15 protein-coding genes are annotated in these 18,996 nt (G+C 73.8%); all 15 read left to right on the top strand.

Going from position 1 to position 18,996, the window contains the following annotated elements:
- The first annotated feature begins 7 nt into the window (after positions 1-7).
- The 15 genes from NE234_RS41665 to ettA all read left to right on the top strand — a co-directional run bounded on the left by NE234_RS41665 (position 8) and on the right by ettA (position 18,960).
- On the top strand, positions 8-1,165 hold the full coding sequence (locus tag NE234_RS41665; RefSeq protein WP_252786685.1) for a cobalt-precorrin-5B (C(1))-methyltransferase: 1,158 nt from the start codon (positions 8-10) through the stop codon (positions 1,163-1,165).
- Positions 1,162-2,340: a precorrin-6y C5,15-methyltransferase (decarboxylating) subunit CbiE gene (gene cbiE, locus NE234_RS45710; RefSeq protein ID WP_252786684.1), complete on the top strand. Its 1,179-nt coding sequence runs from the start codon at positions 1,162-1,164 to the stop codon at positions 2,338-2,340. The genes NE234_RS41665 and cbiE overlap by 4 nt, the downstream gene beginning before the upstream one ends.
- Complete coding sequence (gene cobJ, locus NE234_RS41655; protein WP_252786683.1) at positions 2,337-4,145, top strand: precorrin-3B C(17)-methyltransferase; 1,809 nt, start codon at positions 2,337-2,339, stop codon at positions 4,143-4,145. The genes cbiE and cobJ overlap by 4 nt, the downstream gene beginning before the upstream one ends.
- Positions 4,142-4,414, top strand: a complete 273-nt coding sequence (locus NE234_RS41650) for an indolepyruvate ferredoxin oxidoreductase subunit alpha (RefSeq protein ID WP_252786682.1) — start codon at positions 4,142-4,144, stop codon at positions 4,412-4,414. The genes cobJ and NE234_RS41650 overlap by 4 nt, the downstream gene beginning before the upstream one ends.
- Positions 4,411-5,481 carry a HoxN/HupN/NixA family nickel/cobalt transporter gene (locus NE234_RS41645; protein WP_252786681.1) on the top strand — a complete coding sequence of 357 codons (1,071 nt, stop codon included), beginning with the start codon at positions 4,411-4,413 and terminating at the stop codon, positions 5,479-5,481. Before NE234_RS41650 ends, NE234_RS41645 begins: the two co-directional genes overlap by 4 nt.
- On the top strand, positions 5,478-6,092 hold the full coding sequence (locus NE234_RS41640; RefSeq protein WP_252786680.1) for a precorrin-8X methylmutase: 615 nt from the start codon (positions 5,478-5,480) through the stop codon (positions 6,090-6,092). Before NE234_RS41645 ends, NE234_RS41640 begins: the two co-directional genes overlap by 4 nt.
- Entirely contained in the window at positions 6,089-6,985 is an 897-nt protein-coding gene (locus tag NE234_RS41635; protein ID WP_252786679.1) for a sirohydrochlorin chelatase, read from the top strand. The genes NE234_RS41640 and NE234_RS41635 overlap by 4 nt, the downstream gene beginning before the upstream one ends.
- Complete coding sequence (locus NE234_RS41630; protein WP_252786678.1) at positions 6,975-8,171, top strand: aminotransferase class I/II-fold pyridoxal phosphate-dependent enzyme; 1,197 nt, start codon at positions 6,975-6,977, stop codon at positions 8,169-8,171. The genes NE234_RS41635 and NE234_RS41630 overlap by 11 nt, the downstream gene beginning before the upstream one ends.
- Before the next feature lie 17 nt (positions 8,172-8,188).
- Positions 8,189-9,451 carry a nicotinate-nucleotide--dimethylbenzimidazole phosphoribosyltransferase gene (cobT, locus tag NE234_RS41625; protein WP_406567140.1) on the top strand — a complete coding sequence of 421 codons (1,263 nt, stop codon included), beginning with the start codon at positions 8,189-8,191 and terminating at the stop codon, positions 9,449-9,451.
- A 60-nt stretch (positions 9,452-9,511) separates the two neighbouring features.
- A complete protein-coding gene (cobA, locus tag NE234_RS41620) occupies positions 9,512-10,750 on the top strand; it encodes a uroporphyrinogen-III C-methyltransferase (protein ID WP_252786677.1) in 1,239 nt (412 codons plus the stop codon).
- Positions 10,747-12,468: a GTPase family protein gene (locus NE234_RS41615; RefSeq protein WP_252786676.1), complete on the top strand. Its 1,722-nt coding sequence runs from the start codon at positions 10,747-10,749 to the stop codon at positions 12,466-12,468. The genes cobA and NE234_RS41615 overlap by 4 nt, the downstream gene beginning before the upstream one ends.
- 19 nt (positions 12,469-12,487) lie before the next feature.
- Positions 12,488-14,227: a P-loop NTPase family protein gene (locus NE234_RS41610; protein ID WP_252786675.1), complete on the top strand. Its 1,740-nt coding sequence runs from the start codon at positions 12,488-12,490 to the stop codon at positions 14,225-14,227.
- 263 nt (positions 14,228-14,490) lie between these two features.
- On the top strand, positions 14,491-15,018 hold the full coding sequence (locus tag NE234_RS41605; protein WP_252786674.1) for a single-stranded DNA-binding protein: 528 nt from the start codon (positions 14,491-14,493) through the stop codon (positions 15,016-15,018).
- A gap of 917 nt (positions 15,019-15,935) precedes the next feature.
- Positions 15,936-17,252 carry a sensor domain-containing diguanylate cyclase gene (locus tag NE234_RS41600; RefSeq protein ID WP_252786673.1) on the top strand — a complete coding sequence of 439 codons (1,317 nt, stop codon included), beginning with the start codon at positions 15,936-15,938 and terminating at the stop codon, positions 17,250-17,252.
- Between the two features lie 10 nt (positions 17,253-17,262).
- Positions 17,263-18,960 (top strand): energy-dependent translational throttle protein EttA, encoded by a 1,698-nt coding sequence (ettA, locus tag NE234_RS41595; RefSeq protein ID WP_252786672.1) that lies wholly within the window; start codon positions 17,263-17,265, stop codon positions 18,958-18,960.
- The last annotated feature ends 36 nt before the right edge of the window (positions 18,961-18,996 follow it).

Here is an 18,996-nt window from a genome sequence, read left to right as displayed (position 1 = left end):
GCCGGCGATGACGACACCCTACGAACCCGACATGCCGCGGACCATGAAGGCCCGCGGCACGGCGCTGCGCACCGGCTGGACGACCGGCACCTGCGCCTCCGCGGCGGCCAAGGCCGCGGCGGAGGCACTGGTCACGGGCGCCGCGCCGGAGGTCGTCGAGGTGGCGCTGCCCTCGGGCCGTCGGGTGACGTTCGCGGTGGACTCCTGCGTGTCCGGGGAGGGCCGGGCCGAGGCCGTCGTCGTCAAGGACGCCGGGGACGACCCGGACGTCACGCACGGCGCCCGCCTGACCGCCACCGTCTCCTGGCGGGACGAGCCGGGCATCGAGCTGGACGGCGGCGTCGGCGTCGGTGTGGTCACCAAGCCCGGCCTCGGCCTGGAGGTCGGCGGGCCGGCGATCAACCCGGTGCCCCGGCGGATGATCGAGCAGGCGGTGGGGGAGTCGGTGGACCTGACCGCCCGAGGCGTCCGCGTCGTCATCTCGGTGCCCGAGGGCGAGAAGATGGCGCGCAAGACCACGAACCGGCGGCTCGGCATCCTGGGCGGCATCTCGATCCTGGGCACGACGGGGATCGTGCGGCCGTTCTCGACCGCGTCGTGGCGGGCCAGCGTCGAGCAGGCCGTCTCGGTGCTCGCCGCGCAGGGCCAGCGGACGCTGGTCCTGTGCACCGGCGGCCGTACCGAGCAGGGCGCGATGGCGATGCTGCCCAAGCTGCCGGACGTGTGCTTCGTCGAGGTCGGCGACTTCACCGGCGCCGCGCTGCGCCGGGCGGTGGAGCACGGCGTCGCGCAGGTCGTGTTCGTCGGGATGGCCGGCAAGCTGACCAAGCTCGCGTCCGGCATCCTGATGACGCACTACACGCGCTCCAAGGTCGACACCGCGCTGCTCGGCGAGATCACCACCGACGTCGGCGGCCCGGCGGACCTGGCCGCGCGGGTCGCGGAGGCGAACACCGCCCGCCACGCGTACGAGCTGTGGGAGGAGGCCGGCCTGCTCGGCCGCGCCGGTCGCGAGCTGTGCCGCCGCGTCGCCGGGGTGCTGGAGCGCTTCGCCGAGGACCAGGCGGCCCAGGTGCCCGGCGCGAGCGGCGTCGCGGCGCAGGTCGTCCTCGTCGACTTCACCGGCAAGCGGATGATCGCGATGTACGGGCGGCTGGCCCGGTGATCACGGTGGTGGGCTGCGACGGCTCTCCGCCGTCCCCGCAGGCGATGGACCGGATCCGGGCCGCCTCCCTGCTCGTCGGCGCCCGCCGGCACCTGGAGGCCGTACGCCCGCCGGAGCACGCGCGCCGGATCGTGCTCGGCGACGTGACGGCGGCGCTCGACCAGGTCGACGCGGCGGACGGCGATGTCGTCGTGCTGGCCAGCGGCGACCCGGCGTTCTTCGGCATCCTGCGGGCGCTGCGCGGGCGCGGCCACGCCCCTGAGGTCCTGCCCGCCGTGTCGTCGGTGGCGACCGCGTTCGCGCGGATCGGCCTGCCCTGGGACGACGCGGTCGTCGTGAGCGCGCACGGCCGTGACCCGCGCACCGCCGTGAACGCCTGCCGGGCGCTGCCGAAGGTCGCCGTCCTCACGGCGCCGTCCTGCGGTCCGGACGTCATCGCCGCCGGGCTCGCCGGCTGGGACCGCACGCTCTGGGTGGCCGAGTGCCTCGGCGGCCCCGATGAGCGGGTCCTCCGGTGCGCGCCGGCCGAGGCCGCCGCCCGCGACTGGGCGGACCCGAACGTCGTGGTCGTCCTCGACGAGGACCGGCTCGCCGGCGGGGCCCGCGTGCACGATCAGGCCGCCGCGCCGCCGGACGGCTGGGCGCGCGCGGACGACGCGTACGACCACCGCGCCGGAATGATCACCAAGTGGGAGGTGCGCGCGGTCGCGCTGTCCCGCCTGCGGCCGACGCTCGGCCGGCTGATCTGGGACGTCGGCGCGGGCAGCGGCTCGGTCGGGATCGAGTGCGCCGAGCACCACGCGGCCGTCATCGCCATCGAGCGCGACCCGGCGGCCTGCGCGCTGATCCGCCGCAACGCCCGCTCCGGCGGCGTGCGCGTGGTCGAGGGCGCCGCGCCCGAGGCGTACGACGCGCTGCCCGACCCCGACGCGGTGTTCGTCGGCGGCGGTGGCCTCGACGCGCTCGGCGGGGCCCTCGCGCGCCGTCCCGAGACGGTCGTGGCGACCTTCGCGGCGGTCGACCGTGCCGTGGCCGCGCGGCGGCTGCTGGCCGACGCGGGCTACTCGGTCGAGGGCGTGCAGGTGGCGGCGTCGCGGTTCGCCGACCTGCCCGGCGGGTCGTTCCGGCTGGAGGCGCAGAATCCGGTGTTCGTGCTGACGGGGAGGTCACGGTGACGGAGACGACGGGACGGACCGCTGCGGGCTCGGAGGAGCAGGGACGTACGAGCGCGGGGACGGAGACGACGATGCGGATCGGCGTCGTCGCGGCGACCGCGAGCGGCCGTACGGCGGCCGAGACGCTGCGCGCGGCGTGGCCGGACGAGGTCCGCGTGCTCACGGCGGACAAGGCCGCCGACGCGCTCCGCGAGGCGTGGCGGACCTGCGACGCCATCGTCAGCTTCCTCGCCGTCGGCGCGACCGTACGGGTGCTGGCGCCGCTGCTCGGCCACAAGACCACCGACCCCGCCGTCGTCTGCGTGGACGAGTCGATGGCCTTCGCGGTCGCCGTCCTCGGCGGCCACCACGGCGGGAACCTGCTCGCCCACCGGCTGACGGGCGTGCTCGGCTGCACGCCGGTCGTGACGACCGCCAGCGACCGCGGCAACGTCACGCCGCTCGACTCCTACGGCGCCGACCTGGGCTTCACCGTCCACAACCCGGACCTGCTCGCTCACGTCGGCGCGGCCGTGCTGTCCGGCGAACCGGTGCGCGTCGAGGGCGCCGAGGGCTGGCCGCTGCCCCCGCTGCCCCCGAACGTCTCACCCGGCGCCGAGGACGCCGCGCACCGCATCCTCGTCACCGACCACGCCGAGCTGGACTGCATGTGCCACGAGGGGTGGTTCGGCGGCGCGCTCGTCTACCGGCCCAAATCCCTGGTCGTCGGGGTCGGCTCGGCGCGCGGCGTGTCCGCCGAGGAGGTCGGGGCGCTCGTCGACCAGACGCTGGCCGCCGCCAGGGTCGACCCCGCCGCCGTACGGTTCCTGGCGACCGTCGACCTCAAGGCCGACGAGGAGGGCATCCTCCAGGCGGCCGCCGCGCGCGGCTGGGAGGTCGTCACCTACCCGGCCGAGACCCTGGCCGCCGTCGCCGTCCCCAACCCCTCCGAGGTGGTCCGCGCCGAGGTCGGCACGCCCAGCGTCGCCGAGGCGGCCGCGCTGCACGGCGCGCGGGCGCACGGCCGGGACGCCGAACTCGTCGCCGAGAAGCGCAAGTCCGCGAACGCCACGGCCGCCGTCGCCCGGCTCGCGCCGCGCGGCCGGCTCTCGATCATCGGCCTCGGGCCCGGCGCTCGCGACCTGCTCACGCCGCGGGCGGTCGCCGCGCTGCAGCGGGCGTCCGTCGTCGTCGGCCTCGACCAGTACCTCGACCAGGTCCGCGACCTGATCCGCCCCGGCACGCGCGTCCTCGCCTCGGGCCTCGGCAAGGAGGAGGAGCGCGCCCGTACCGCCGTCGCCGAGGCGTCGGCCGGGCGCGCCGTCGCGCTCGTCGGCTCCGGCGACGCCGGGGTGTACGCCATGGCCAGCCCGGCGCTGGAGTTCGCCGACGCGGACATCGACGTCGAGGGCGTCCCCGGCATCACCGCCGCCGTGGCCGCCTCGAACCTGCTCGGCGCGCCGCTCGGCCACGACCACGCCTACATCTCCCTGTCCGACCTGCACACCCCCTGGGAGGTCATCGAACGCCGCGTCACCGCCGCCGCCGAGGGCGACTTCACCGTCTGCCTCTACAACCCGCGCAGCCGGGCCCGTGACTGGCAGCTGCCGAAGGCCCTGGCCATCCTCGCCGAGCACCGCCCGCCGGAGACCCCGGTCGGGTACGTCCGCAACGCCACCCGTCCCGACCAGACGGTGACGCTGACGACCCTCGCCGACTTCGACCCGGCGCGGATCGACATGTTCACCGTCGTCCTCGTCGGCTCCAGCCGCAGCCGCGCCGTCGCCGGCCGGTTCGTCACCCCCCGCGGGTACCGATGGGCGTGAGCGAGCCGCCGGGGCGCGGCGCAGCCCTGACGGTGCGCGTCACCGCGCGGTGCCAGGGCTGCGGAGCCTGCCTGCTCACCTGTCCCGAACACGCCATCCGCCCGCACGCCGGGTGGGCCGGCCGCGGCGGCGACCCGCTGCGGGTCCTGCCCGACCGGTGCACCGGATGCGGCGAATGCGCCGAGATCTGCCCGGTCGACGCCATCGAGGACGTTCCCGTGACCCGGCACCCCGGCCGGGTCGGCGGCCCGTCGAAGGAGGCCCCGTGACGACACCCCCCGTACCCCTGACGGCAGGAACCTGGACGCGCGCCGAACGCGCGCGCCTGTCCGGAATCCTGGGCATCATCGCGCTGCTGCACATCACCGGCTGGTCGCTGTACTTCTACTACTCCCGCAACCTCGCCGCGGCCGGATCCTTCACCGCCGCGGGCGTGACCGCGTACGTCCTCGGCATGCGGCACGCGTTCGACGCCGACCACATCGCCGCGATCGACGACACGACCCGGCTGATGCTGCAGCGCGGCCGGCGGTCCGTCGGCGTCGGCTTCTTCTTCGCGATGGGCCACTCGACGGTCGTGCTCGTGCTCTCCACGGTCATCGCGCTCGCGGCGGGCGCGGCGACCACCGCGCAGATCGACTCCTTCCGCGAGGTCGGCGGCGCCATCTCGGTCGTCGTCGCGATGGCGTTCCTGCTGCTCGTCGCGGCCCTGAACGCGATGGTGCTGCGCGGCGTCGCCGCCCTCTGGCGGCGGATGACCCGCGGCGAACTCGACGAGCGCGAGCTGGAGATCCAGCTCCTCAACCGCGGCCTGATGAACCGCATGCTCGGCGGCCGGGCCCGCGCGCTGATCAGGTCGTCGTGGCACATGTACCCGGTCGGCCTGCTGTTCGGCCTGGGCCTGGAGACCGCCTCGGAGGTCACCCTCCTCGGACTGGCCGCGCAGAGCGCCGGTCAGGGCGCGCTGCCGCTGCTGGCGACGCTGACGCTGCCGCTGCTGTTCGCCGCCGGGATGAGCGCGCTGGACACCTGCGACAGCCTGCTGATGACCCGCGCGTACTCCTGGGCGTTCCGCAGCCCCGCGCGCAAGCTCTACTACAACATGGCGACCACCGCGATGACGGTGCTGATCGCCGGCTTCATCGGCAGCGTCTACCTCGCCGACCTGCTCGCCAAGTACGCCGGCGCGGCCGTCCTCGACTCCTACGCCGCCCTCGCCGACCACTTCGAGTACCTCGGCTACGGAATCGTCGCCGTGTTCGTCATCTCCTGGCTCGCCGCGGCCGTCCTCTGGAGAGCGGGCCGATTCGAGCAGCGGTACGGGAGCACCGAATGAAGACCAGGACCATCCACCCCATCGAGGAACGGTCGTACGAGATCCTGCGGTCGCGCATCGACCTCAGCCCGATGCCGCCCCTGTGGCGGGCCGTCGCCGAGCGCGTCATCCACGCCAGCGCCGACCTGGAGTACGCCGTCGACCTCGTCACCGAAGAGGCCCACCTGCGGCGCGGGCTGCGCGCCCTGCGCGCCGGCGCGCCCATCGTCACCGACGTCGCCATGGTCGCCGCCGGGATCACCGGACGGGAGACGATCTGCTCGGTCGGCGACCCGGCGGCCGCCCGCATGGCGCGGGCCGCGGGCATCACCCGCTCGGCCGCGGCGATCCGCCTGTCGTACGCCGAGGTCGGCCGGGGCGCGATCTGGGTCGTCGGCTGCGCGCCGACCGCCCTGGAGGAGATCATCGCCCGCGACGTCGACCCGGCGCTCGTGATCGGGCTGCCGGTCGGGTTCGTCGGCGCCGCCGAGTCCAAGGAGGCGCTGCGGAAGAGCGGACTGCCCGCCGTCAGCAACGTCTCCGAGAAGGGCGGCTCCGCCGTGGCCGCCGCCGCCCTCAACGCCCTCCTGTACTACGAGGGCCCGGTCGAGGAAGAAGAAGGAAACGAATGACGCCGCTGCTGCTGGTCGGGCACGGAACACGCGACACGAGCGGAGCCGAGGAGTTCGGCCGGTTCGTCGAGCGGTTGCGGGGCCGGCTGCCGGTCGACGTGTCCGGCGGGTTCATCGAGCTGTCGCCCCCGCCGCTGACCGACGCCGTCGCCGAGCTGTACGACGCGGGGCACCGGCACTTCGCCGCCGTGCCGATGGTGCTGGTCGCCGCCGGGCACGGCAAGGGCGACATCCCCGGCGCGCTGGCCCGCGAACGCGCCCGCCGCCCCGGGCTGTCGTACGTCTACGGCCGTCCCCTCGGCCCGCACCCCAAACTGCTGGACCTGCTCGACGAGCGACTGTCCGCGGTCCTGGAGCCGGACGAGCGGGCCGACACCGCCGTGCTGCTCGTCGGCCGGGGCTCGACCGACCCGGACGCCAACGCCGAGGTCCACAAGGTCGCCCGCCTGCTGTGGGAGGGCCGGGGCCTGGGCATGGTCGAGCCGGCGTTCGTGTCGCTGGCCCGGCCCAGTGTGCCCGAGGGGCTCGAACGCTGCCGCCGGCTCGGCGCGCGCCGCGTCGTCGTGCTGCCGTACTTCCTGTTCCCGGGCGTACTGCCGGACCGCGTGGCGGCCCAGGCCCGCGCGTACGAGGACGTCGAGGTCCGGTGCGCCGACGTGATCGGCGACTGCGACGGCCTCGCCGACCTGGTCCTCGAACGTTACGAGGAGGCCCTGGCCGGCGACATCCGGATGAACTGCGACACCTGCGTGTACCGCATCGCGATGCCGGGCTTCGAGGACCGCGTCGGCGCGCCGCAGCTCCCGCACCACCATCCCGACGACCCCGCGCACGGCCACGGCCACGGCCACGGGCACGTCCACGTTCGTCCGGGCGACGCGCGTGCCCGCTGACGTCGACCTGCGCCACCACGGCGACACGGAGGTCGGGCCCGGCCTGGTGGACCTCGCCGTCAACGTGCGCCCGGGAACGCCGCCCGCCTGGCTCGCCGCGCTGCTGCGCGACAGCGTGGCCGGGCTCGCGGCCTACCCCGACGCCGCCCGCGCCCGCGCGGCGGTGGCCCGCCGGCACGGCCGCTCCCCGGAGGAGGTGCTGCTGACCGCGGGCGCGGCGGAGGCGTTCGTCCTGCTCGCCCGCGTCCTCACGCCCCGGCGGCCGGTCGTCGTGCATCCGCAGTTCACCGAGCCGGAGGCCGCGCTGCGTGCCGCCGGCCACGTCCCGGACCGGGCGATCCTGACCGGCGACTTCCGCCTGCGCGCGGTCCCCGGCGATACCACGGCGCGGGAGCAGGGCCCGGTGCCCGAGGACACCGTGGCGCGGGAGCACGGGCCGGTGTCCGGGGAGGCCGGGGCGCGGGAGCACGGATCGGTGTCCGGGGCGGCGGAGCAGGGGCCGGTGTCCGGGGAGGCCGGGGCGGCGGAGCACGGGCCGGTGCCCGAGGACGCCGACCTGGTGATGCTCGGCAACCCGACCAACCCGACGTCCGTGCTGCACCCGGCGGCGGCCATCGCCGCGCTGGCCCGGCCGGGCCGGACGCTCGTGGTGGACGAGGCGTTCATGGACTGCGTCCCCGGCGAGACCGAGAGCCTCGCCTCCCGTACGGACGTCCCGGGGCTGGTCGTCATCCGCAGCCTCACCAAGACCTGGGGCCTGGCGGGGCTGCGCGTCGGCTACGTCCTCGCCGAGCCGTCCCTGATCGCCCGCCTGGCCGATGCGCAGCCGCTGTGGTCGGTCTCCACGCCCGCCCTCGTCGCGGCCGAGGCCTGCACGAGCCACCGCGCCCTCGCCGAGGCCGACGCGTGGGCCCGTGACCTGGCGGTCGAGCGCGACCGGCTGGCGGCGGCGATCCGCGCCCTGGGGCCGCACGTCGTCCCGGGCGCGCGGGCCTCGTTCCTCTGCGTGCGGGTTCCCGGGCCGCCGGGCGGCCTGGCCGTACGCGCGGCGCTGCGCGACCGCGGCTACGCGGTACGGCGCGGCGACACGTTCCCGGGCCTGGGACCCGACTGGCTGCGCGTCGCGGTCCGCGACGCGTCCACCAACGACGCCTTCACCGGCGCCCTCAAGACGGTGCTGACCTGACCTCCTGGGAGAAGCAGATGGAGCTCATCGCCGAGACGATCGCCGCGATCCGGCCGCTGGACGAGGCGGCCATGCGGGCGGCCCGCGAACGGCACGACCGGTTGACCAAGCCGCGCGGCTCGCTCGGCACGCTGGAGGAGCTGGGGATCCGCCTCGCCGGGGTCGCCGGCGTGTGCCCGCCCCCGCTGCCCGCGCCCGCCGCCGTCGCGGTGTTCGCCGCGGACCACGGCGTGCACGCCCAGGGCGTCACCCCCTGGCCGCAGGAGGTGACCGGCCAGATGGTGCACAACTTCCTCGCGGGCGGCGCCGTCGTCAACGCCTTCGCCCGGCAGGTCGGAGCCGAGGTCACCGTCGTCGACGTGGGCGTCAAGGGAGAGCTGCCCGAGGCGCCCGGCCTGCTCGCCCGGAAGGTCGCGAACGGCACCGCCGACATGACCCGGGGGCCCGCGATGACCGCCGATGAGGCCCGGCGTGCGGTCGAGGTCGGCATCCAGGTCGCCCGCGACCTCATCGAGCAGGGCCACCGCTGCCTGCTGACCGGGGACATGGGCATCGCCAACACCACCGCCTCGGCAGCCCTCATCGCGGCCTTCACCGGCCGCGCGGCCGAGGACGTCACCGGATACGGCACGGGCATCGACGACGCCACGCACGCGCGGAAGGTCGAGGTCGTCCGGGCCGCCCTCGCCCGCGCCCTTACCGAATCGTCCGCACCGGACGGCGCAGCGGGTCCGGCCGGCCCGCTGGCGCTCCTCGCGCAGGTCGGCGGTCTGGAGCACGCGGCGATCGCCGGATTCGTCCTCGGCGCCGCGGCCCACCGCGTCCCCGTCGTGCTCGACGGCGTGATCGCCGGCGCCGCCGCGCTCGTGGCCGTCGCGCTCGCCCCGGCCGCCCGCGACTTCTGCGTCGCCGGGCACCGTTCCGCCGAACCGGGTCACGCCGCCGCCCTCGCGTCCCTGGAACTGCGGCCGCTCGTCGACCTGGAGCTCCGCCTGGGGGAGGGGACCGGCGCCCTCCTCGCCCTGCCCCTCGTGGCCGGCGCCGTGCGGGTGCTGCACGAGGTCGCCACGTTCGACTCGGCGGGCGTCGCGGACAAGGACGCCGCGGGCGTCGCCGCCGCGGACCCGGCCGGCGGCACCGGCGAGGGCGCCGCCACCGACCCGGTGGACGGGGCCGCCGGTGGCGCCGTCACGGATCCGGCGGATGGCGGCGTCGGTGGCGCCGCCGCGGATCCGGCCGGCGGGGCCGATGAGGGCGCCGCCGCGCAGGATCGCGCCTGACGGGCGCGGGTACCTTTGGTGCCGGACCAGACCGTCCACGTTCTCACCAGGAGATCTTCCTTGCCGCCCTACCTTCTCGGTCTGCGCTTCGACGGCCGCCGCGTCGTCGTGATCGGTGGCGGGCGCGTCGCCCAGCGCCGCGTTCCCACCCTGCTGGCCGCCGGCGCCGACGTGCTGCTGATCGCGCCCGAGGCCACGCCGATGCTGGACGATCTGGCCGCGCGCGGCGAGATCACCTGGGAGCGCCGGCCGTACCGGCCGGGCGACTGCGCCGGCGCCTGGCTGGTGCAGGCCGCCACCGACGACGGCGAGGTGAACGCGGCCGTCGCCGCCGAGGCGGAGGGCCAGGGCACCTGGTGCGTACGCGCCGACGACGCGGAGCTGTCCCCGGCCTGGACCCCGGCGAGCGGCCGGGTCGGCGAGACGACCGTCGGCGTGCTCGCCGGCGGCGACCCGCGCCACGCGGCCGGGCTGCGCGACGTCATCGTCGCCGGGCTGCGCGACGGCACGATCGAGGCACGGCACTCGCGGCGGCGGCCCGTGGGCGTGGCGCTCGTCGGCGGCGGCCCCGGCGATCCGGGGCTCATCACCGTACGCGGCCGGCAGCTGCTGGCCCAGGCGGACGTCGTCGTCACGGACCGGCTCGCACCTCGAGAGCTCCTCGACGAGCTGCCGGCCGACGTCGAGATCATCGACGCGTCCAAGATCCCGTACGGCCGCTCGGTCACGCAGGAGCGCATCAACGCGCTGCTCGTCGAGCACGCCAAGGCGGGACGCTTCGTCGTGCGCCTGAAGGGCGGCGACCCGTTCGTCTTCGGCCGGGGAGGGGAGGAGGTCCTGCACTGCCTGCAGGAGGGGATCCCGGTCACCGTCGTTCCCGGCATCACCAGCGCGATCGCCGTGCCCGCCGCGGTCGGCGTGCCCGTCACCCACCGCGGCGTGTCGCAGGAGTTCCACGTGGTGTCCGCGCACGTCGCCCCCGGGGACCCCGCCTCGACCGTCGACTGGGAGGGGCTCGGCCGCGCTCAGGGCACGCTCATCCTGCTGATGGCGGTGGAGCGCATGAGGGTCATCGCCGACACGCTGATGCGCTATGGTCGATCGCCTGACACTCCCGTCGCCGTCGTCCAGAACGGTACGCTGCAGTCCCAGCGCGCCCTCACGGCGACGCTCGCGACGGTTGTGGACGACATGACGGCCACCGGCGTGCGGCCTCCGGCGATCGTCGTCGTGGGCGACGTCGTGCAGGTGGCGCGACAGATCGACATGCTGAACGCGGATATGGGGCGGACTCCGTGACACCCCCGGCTGACCAGAGCGCGATCAAACGCGCGGCGACACCCCTTCCCCTCGACGAGGCCCTGGTCGATCTACGGGACCAGATCGCCTCCTTCCGGTTCGTGCTCGACGCCCCAGGCGTCGACGAGGCACGCGCCATCCAGCAGGACCTGCTGAACCAGCTCGACGACTACCTCCTGCCCCGGGTGCGCCGCAAGGACGCCCCGCTGCTGGTGGTGCTCAGCGGGTCGACCGGTGCGGGCAAGTCCACGCTGGTCAACACGCTCGTCGGCGAGCGGGTCAGCGCGACCGGCGTCCTGCGGCCCACGACGAGCAGCCCGATCCTGGTCTGCCATCCCGACGACGCCGACTGGTGGCTCGACGAGCGGTACGTCCTGCCCGGCTTCGGGCGGGTCCCCGGCCCCGCGCCGGACGCCGTGGTCGGCGACCAGCTGGTCATCATGAAGAGCGACGTGCTGCCCAAGGGCCTGGCCCTCCTCGACAGCCCGGACGTCGACTCGGTGTTCGAGGACCACCACGAGTTCGCGGCGCAGTTCCTGGCCGCGGCCGACGTGTGGATCTGCGTGACCACCGCCGCCCGCTACGCCGACGCCCTCGTCTGGCGCCTGCTGCACCGCGCCCGCGATCACGGTGCCACCCTCGGCGTCGTCCTGTCACGCGTGCCCGAGGGCGGCGAGGAGGTCGTCGGCCACTTCACCGAGATGCTTAAGGACAACGGCCTGGAGCAGGCCGCCCAGTTCGTGATCCACGAGACCACGGTCTCGGGCGGGATGCTGCCGTCCGAGGCGGCCGACGAGGTGCAGGTGTGGCTGAGCGGCATCAGTGAGGACGAGGATGGCCGGGCCGAGGTCATCAGGTCTACTCTGGGTGGCGTGCTCGACACCTTCCGCACTCGCGTTCCCGAGCTGGCCGCGAAGGTCGAGGAGCAGGTCGCGCTGCGCACGCTGCTCCGCGAGGACGTCGAGGGCGCCTACGCCACCGGCCTCGCCGAGCTCGACGAGGCCACCCGCAACGGCTCCCTGCTGCGCGGCGAGGTCCTCGCCCGCTGGCAGGACTTCGCCGGCACCGGCGACCTCGAGCGCGCCCTGCACGCGGGCCGCGGCCAGACGGGCCACCGCAGCAGCCGCCGCAAGCGCGCCCCCGCGCGGGTCCGCGCCCTCAAGGCCGCGCTGCGCAGTGCCCTGGAGTCCCTCATCGTGGCCGGCGCGGAGCGCTCCGCCGAGGAGGTCGTGAGCCGCTGGCGGGGCCGCCCGGCCGGCGCCATGCTGCTGGAAGGGCGCGACGAGACGCTCAACCGCGCCTCCGCGGAGCTGCCCCGGCGGGTCACCCGCGCCGTCAGCGCCTGGCAGGACCACATCGCCGACCTGATCCGTACCGAAGGGGTCACGAAACGTTCGGTGGCCAAATTCGTCTCCTATGATGACGAGGCGCTGGCACTGGTGCTGATGGTCGGCCTGTTCGGCTTCGGCACCAGCGACATCGCGGTCGAGGGCGGCACCAGCGCCGTGCCGCAGCGGCTGCTCAAGGCGCTGTTCGGCGCCGAGTCGCTGCGCAGCATGAGCGCCAAGGCGCGGGCGGACCTGCGCGGCCGTATCGGCATGCTGTTCGACGAGGAGGCCATCCGGTTCGGGCAGGTGCTCGACGGCGCCGGGGTGCCCGACGAGACCACCCCCGTCCAGCTCTACCAGGCCACTTACAACCTCGAGGTCGCCCGGTGACCGAGGAGGATCGCGACCGATGACGACGACCACCCCCGGCGTCTCCGGCACGTCCGAGAAGACCCCGTCGCAGCAGACGGCCGCGCCGGGGCACGGCCCGGCACCGGACCCGGCGGCGGCACCGTCCGACGTGTCAGGGCTGACCCGCCGCCTCGCCACCCTCGACCGGCTCGTCGAGCTCGGCGAGGGCCGCGTCGACCAGGAGCTCATGGACGACGCCGCCGCGCTCCTCGGCCGGGCCGGCGACCGGCTGCGCCTGTCCGGCGACCACACGATCGTCGCGCTGGCCGGCGGCACCGGAAGCGGCAAGTCGTCGCTGTTCAACGCCGTCTGCGGCCTCGAACTGTCCCCGACGGGCCTGCGCCGCCCGATGACCTCGTCCGCGCACGCCTGCGTCTGGGGCCTCGACGGCGCCGGCCCGCTGCTGGACTGGCTGGAGATCGACAAGCGTCACCGGTACGCCCGGGCCAGCGCGCTCGACCAGACGAACGGCGAGGAGCGCGCCGGATCGCTGCAGGGCCTGATCCTGCTCGACCTGCCCGACCACGACTCGATCCGGTCCGAGCAGGTCGCCGAGGTCGACCGGTACGTCGGCGTCGCCGACCTGCTCATCTGGGTGCTCGACCCGCAGAAGTACGCCGACTTCGCCGTGCACCGGCGCTACCTGGAGCCGCTGGCCGGCCACGACGGCGTCAGCCTGATCGTGCTCAACCAGATCGACCGCCTCGCGCCCGAAGAGATCGACGAGTGCGTCAAGGACCTGCGGCGGCTGCTGGAGGCCGAAGGGCTGCGCAACCCGCGCATCCTGACCACGTCGGCCAAGTCGGGGGCCGGCGTCGAGGACTTCCGCGACGTCATCGCGGACACCGTGGCCGCCCGCCGGGCCCGCACCCAGCGGCTCATCGCCGACATGGACCGGCTCATCCAGCGGTTCGAGGGCGCCTTCGGCGCAGTCGAGCCGCCCTCCACCATCGACGACAAACGGGCGGCGGCGCTCGTCGAGGCCCTGGTGGACGCCGCCGGGATCCCCGCCGTGGCCGAGGCGATGGAGAGCGCCTACCAACTTCGCGCGCTCGACTACGTCGGCTGGCCGCTCACCCGTCTCGCCGCCCGGCTCCGCAGCGACCCGCTGCGCCGTATGCGCCTCGTCGAGCTCCGCGACGAACTGCGCGCCGCGTTCACCACGCCCGTCAACGCCCAGCAGGCCCACGTCGACAACGCCCTCCAGGACGTCACCGAGGACGTCGTCCGCGACCTGCCGCCCACCTGGCGGCGATCGGTCCGCGAGGCCGGTCGTTCCAACGCCGACGCGCTCCCCGAGACGCTCGGCGCCTCCCTGCGCACCGTCGTGCCGTCCTTCAACCAGGTCCCCGGCTCGTGGTGGGCGGTGCGGATCTGGCAGTACCTCCTGCTGGTCGTCGCCGCCCTCAGCGTCGTCTGGCTCGTCGCCATCGCCGCCTTCGCCGGGCTCAGGCTCGGCCACGCGCCGGTCCGCCTCCTCGGCGAGGGCGGGCTCGCGCCGTACGTCGCGCTCGTGCTGGTCTGCGTCCTCGGACTCGGCCTGCTCACCGCCCTGGCCGCGCGCAACATGATCGCGCTGACCTCGGTGAAGCACAGCGACCGGATGGAGCAGCAGATGCGCGAGGGCGTCGCGGCGGCGGCGCGCGAGCTCGTCATCGCGCCCGTCGAGCAGGAACTGGCCGTGTACGCGCGGTTCCGCGACGAGGCCGGGCACGCCATCCGCGACGTCGCACCCTGAGCGCCGCCGTAAGAGCCGGGGCAGTCGCCGGATCGGTTCCATAGACGGTGAGCCGGGCGGGGAGGGCCGCGGGTGCGCTGCCCGCTCACGCCGGTCTCCTTCACGACGGCGTCGATCAGCGCCCGGCCCCTTCCATGTCGGCTCTGAGCACGGGGAGTTATCCACAGTTCACGGAAGGGGCTGGTGGGCGGGGTTCCGCATCCTCGACGGTGGGGGTGACGGCGGCGGCGCAGGGCCGCCGCGCACGCACCCGAGGAGCCTTCGTGAACGACGCGCTGATCACCGTCATCGGTTTCGTGGCCGCCGAGCCCCACTTCGAGGTCCTGTCCAGCGGCACGTCCCTGATGTCCCTCCGTATCGGCAGCACCCCGCGCCGCTTCGACCGCGACCTCGGCCAGTGGCGCGACGAGGATCCGATGTTCCTGACCGTGACCTGCTGGCGCTCCCTCGCGACCAACCTCCAGGAGAGCGACCTCAAGCGGGGCGACCCGGTCATCGTCACGGGCCGCCTCCGCATCCGGGAGTACGCCAAGGACGGGCAGATGCGCTTCTCCGCCCAGATCGAGGCGACCACCGTCGGCCACGACCTCAGCCGAGGCGTCGCCCGCCTGCAGCGTTCGCAGCGCTCCTCGATCAACCTCTCGGAGGACCGCCGGCAGGCCGACGATCTCGCCGACCGCTGGCTCGGGGCCGGCACGGACGATGCCGAGGAGCTCACGAGCCAGGTCACCGAGGGGTCCGGCGACGCCGACGAGGCCGCCGAGCCGACCGAGATCCGGGCGGTCGCCTGATGCGCCCCTCCGGCGTCTCCTGGGCGCTCGGGAGCGCTCGGCCGACCCCGAGACGGTAACCCCTGAACGCCCACCGGAGGCGGGGCACCCCGGCACCCCGCCTCCGGTCTCTTCTCACTGGTCACCGGTGACCGGTCAGTCACCGGTCACCGGTCACCGGAAATCGGTCACGGTCTCGGTCTCGGTCGGCGTTCTCTCCTCACCGGTCGTGGTCGTGGTCTCGGCCGCCGGTCACCGGCCACTGGCCTTCGGTCACCGGCCACCGGCTACTGCTCCGCGGCCACCGGCCACCGGCCGCTGGCCTTCGGTCACCGGTCTTCGACCGCCGGTCACCGGCGTTCGGTGACCGGCTTCTGGTACCGGTCACCGGCGTTCGGCTGGAGAGTGCGGGCAGAAGTCTCGGTGAATGGCGGTGCGGGCCCCGGCTTGCCCGATCTACCCGTTCACAGCGCGGATCTTGCGGCGTTCACCGAGGCTTTCGCGGCGCTCGGTCCACTGAAGCGGCGGGTGGCCGCATGGAAGAGTGCCCGGACGCCCTTGCCGGTCGGTGGCGAGGTGGCCGCAAGCGGACACACCCTCGTGGCGTGGCCGCGTGGGTGGGGGAAGGGGTGGTGGATCGTCGTCAGATCCAGGAGATGCCGCGCACTGTGCCTTCCTTCCGGGATGGCGCGTCGCCGGCGTGGGGAGCCGGCGCTCGCGAGCACGTCAGATGGGTGCCGATGCGGCGCCCATCGCCCGGGCGGCCGCGGCCGGCCACCGGGCCGTCCTAAGAAGGTACCGAATTTCTTGCCCACTCCGCACACATTGCAACTATCCTATTACTGAACGTGATTCGATCAAGAGCGAGCATGAGCCGCCGTCCTGCGTCGCGGCGGCCGCCCGGACGGGCGGTCACGGTCTGACCCGTAGGGGGATGAATGACGGCACTGCACACCTCCGGCGACGGACCCGGTGACGTCGCCGCCGCCCCGCGGCGATGGCCGTTGCTGGAGCAGCCGCCCCTGCTCGCCCCGTACGTCTTCGTGGTCGTCACGCTGCACGCCGTCCTGATCGGGTTCGCGGTCACGCACACGACCTGGCGGCCGCAGGCGATGCTCGTGTTCGTCGCGCTGCTGGCCTGCGGAGCCATCAGCATCGAGGCGTCACGGCGGCTGGGCATGCCGGCCGGTGTCGCGCGCGACCTGCTGTCGGCGTGGTGGCTGCCCGCGGCCCTGCTGCTGCCGCCGATCTACGCGCTGCTGATGCCCGTGCCCCTGCAGGTCCTTTTGCAGCTGCGGGTGCGCCGCACGCTGCTGCACCGGCGGTTGATCGTCACGTCGGCGAACGGCCTGGCCGGGGTCGCCGCCTCGGCGACGTTCCACGCGGTCGTTCCGCACCCGCTCCGGGATTCCGCCTCGTGGCTGTCGAACCTGGACGCCATGATCCCGATGGTCGTCCTCTGCGCCGTGCTCTTCACCGTGGTCAACACGGCGATCGTCATGGTGGCCGCACGGATGGCGAAGGGCGAGTGCTCCTGGCGGAAGCTGCTGGCCAACCGCGAGGTCCTCCTCCTCGACCTCGTCGAGGTCTGCGTGGGGATTCTGATCACCATCTCCTGTGCGCTGACCCCGCTGTTGCTCGTGATCGCGCTGCCTCCCGTGATGCTGCTGCAGCGCAGCCTGATGCACACCCAGTTGCGGGCGGCCGCCCGGCTCGATTCCAAGACCGGCCTGCTCAACGCCGCCACCTGGCAGCTGGAGGCCGACACCGAGATCACCCGCGCGGTGCGCACCGACGAGTCGCTCGCCCTGCTCCTGATCGACATCGACCATTTCAAGCGGGTCAACGACGCGTACGGGCACCTGACCGGCGATCAGGTGCTGGCCGGAGTGGCCGGCACCCTGGTCCAGCAGCTGCGGGAGTACGACGTGGTGGGCCGGTTCGGCGGTGAGGAGTTCGCGGTGCTGCTGCCGAACGCCGACATGCTGGAGGCCTGCCGGGTTGCCGAGCGGCTCCGCAGCCGGGTCGGCCGGATGTGCGTTCCCGCCGACGACGCCACGATCACGGTGACGATCTCGATCGGCGTGGCCCTGTTCCGCACCCACGGACACGACCTGATCGAGCTGCTCGCCTCCGCGGATCTGGCGCTATACCGCGCCAAGGAGTCCGGCCGCAACCGGATCTGCCTCCCGGCGACGAAGAAGGCGGGCGAGCCGCGCCGAATCACGGCAAGGCCATCCCCTCGGAGGCTCTAGTCTTGACACCATGCCGGAGTACATCTACACGATGCAGCGCGTGCGCAAGGCGCACGGCGACAAGGTGGTCCTGGACGACGTCACCCTGAGCTTCCTCCCCGGAGCCAAGATCGGTGTCGTCGGCCCCAACGGCGCCGGTAAGTCCACGCTGCTGCGGATGATGGCCGGCCTCGAGCAGCCCTCCAACGGTGAGGCCCGGCTGATGCCCGGGTTCACCGTCGGCATCCTGCAGCAGGAGCCGCCGCTGAACGAGGAGAAGACCGTCCTCGGCAACGTCGAGGAGGGCGTCGCCGAGACCAAGGCGATGCTCGACCGGTTCAACGAGATCGCCGAGCAGATGGCGACCGACTACTCCGACGAGCTGCTCGAGGAGATGGGCAAGCTCCAGGAGCAGCTGGACCACCGCAACGCCTGGGACCTCGACAGCCAGCTCGAGCAGGCGATGGACGCGCTGCGGTGCCCGCCGGCCGACGCGGACGTCACCAAGCTGTCCGGTGGTGAGCGGCGCCGCGTGGCCCTGTGCAAGCTGCTGCTGGAGGCGCCGGACCTCCTGCTGCTCGACGAGCCCACCAACCACCTCGACGCCGAGAGCGTGCAGTGGCTGGAGCAGTACCTCGAGAAGTACGCCGGCACCGTGCTGGCGGTCACCCACGACCGCTACTTCCTCGACAGGGTCGCCGGCTGGATCTGCGAGGTCGACCGCGGCCGGCTGGTCGGCTACGAGGGCAACTACTCCACCTACCTGGAGAAGAAGGCCGAGCGCCTCAAGGTCGAGGGCCAGAAGGACGCCAAGCGCAAGAAGCGCCTGGAGCAGGAGCTGGAGTGGGTCCGCTCGAACCCGAAGGCCCGTCAGACCAAGAGCAAGGCCCGTCTCCAGCGGTACGAGGAGATGGCGGCCGAGGCGGCCAAGACCCGCAGGCTCGACTTCGAGGAGATCCAGATCCCGCCGGGCCCGCGCCTGGGCACCACGGTGATCGTCGCGGAGCATCTGACGAAGGGCTTCGGCGACCGTCTCCTGATGGAGGACCTGTCCTTCAACCTGCCGCCGAACGGCATCGTCGGCGTCATCGGCCCGAACGGCGTCGGTAAGACCACGCTGTTCCGCATGATCGTCAACGCGGCCGGCGCGGGCGCGCCCGACGGCGTGACCGCGGACGAGAAGCCGGACGAGGGCAGCCTGAAGGTCGGCGACACCGTAAAGATCTCCTACGTCGACCAGAGCCGGGGCGGCATCGACCCGAAGAAGAACGTCTGGCAGGTCGTCTCCGACGGGCTCGACCACATCAAGGTCGGCCAGGTCGAGATGCCCAGCCGGGCATACGTCGCGGCGTTCGGCTTCAAGGGCCCGGACCAGCAGAAGCCGTCCGGCGTGCTGTCCGGCGGTGAGCGCAACCGCCTCAACCTCGCGCTCACCCTCAAGCAGGGCGGCAACGTCCTGCTGCTGGACGAGCCCACCAACGACCTGGACGTCGAGACGCTCGGCTCGCTGGAGAACGCCCTGCTGGAGTTCCCCGGCTGCGCCGTGATCACGTCGCACGACCGGTGGTTCCTCGACCGCATCGCCACGCACATCCTGGCGTGGGAAGAGGGCTCGAACTGGTTCTGGTTCGAGGGCAACTTCGCCGACTACGAGAAGAACAAGATCGAGCGGCTCGGCGCCGAGGCCGCCCGCCCGCACCGCGTCACCCACCGCAAGCTGACCCGCTGAGACATCGGCGAGAACGGGCCGCGAGACCTCCAGGTC

This window comes from Actinoallomurus rhizosphaericola, assembly GCF_024055675.1.
In the GTDB taxonomy this organism is placed as follows: domain Bacteria; phylum Actinomycetota; class Actinomycetes; order Streptosporangiales; family Streptosporangiaceae; genus Actinoallomurus; species Actinoallomurus soli.
The sequence above is the reverse complement of the archived record's forward strand: the minus strand, read 5'-3'. Positions and strand labels throughout refer to the sequence as shown.

Coding starts and splice junctions, on each gene's coding strand:
- ettA (WP_252786672.1), top strand. CDS start 17,263: ATGCCGGAGTACATCTACACGATGCAGCGCGTGCGCAAGGCGCACGGC.
- NE234_RS41640 (WP_252786680.1), top strand. CDS start 5,478: ATGAAGACCAGGACCATCCACCCCATCGAGGAACGGTCGTACGAGATC.
- NE234_RS41600 (WP_252786673.1), top strand. CDS start 15,936: ATGACGGCACTGCACACCTCCGGCGACGGACCCGGTGACGTCGCCGCC.
- NE234_RS41610 (WP_252786675.1), top strand. CDS start 12,488: ATGACGACGACCACCCCCGGCGTCTCCGGCACGTCCGAGAAGACCCCG.
- cobT (WP_406567140.1), top strand. CDS start 8,189: ATGGAGCTCATCGCCGAGACGATCGCCGCGATCCGGCCGCTGGACGAG.
- NE234_RS41635 (WP_252786679.1), top strand. CDS start 6,089: ATGACGCCGCTGCTGCTGGTCGGGCACGGAACACGCGACACGAGCGGA.
- NE234_RS41665 (WP_252786685.1), top strand. CDS start 8: ATGACGACACCCTACGAACCCGACATGCCGCGGACCATGAAGGCCCGC.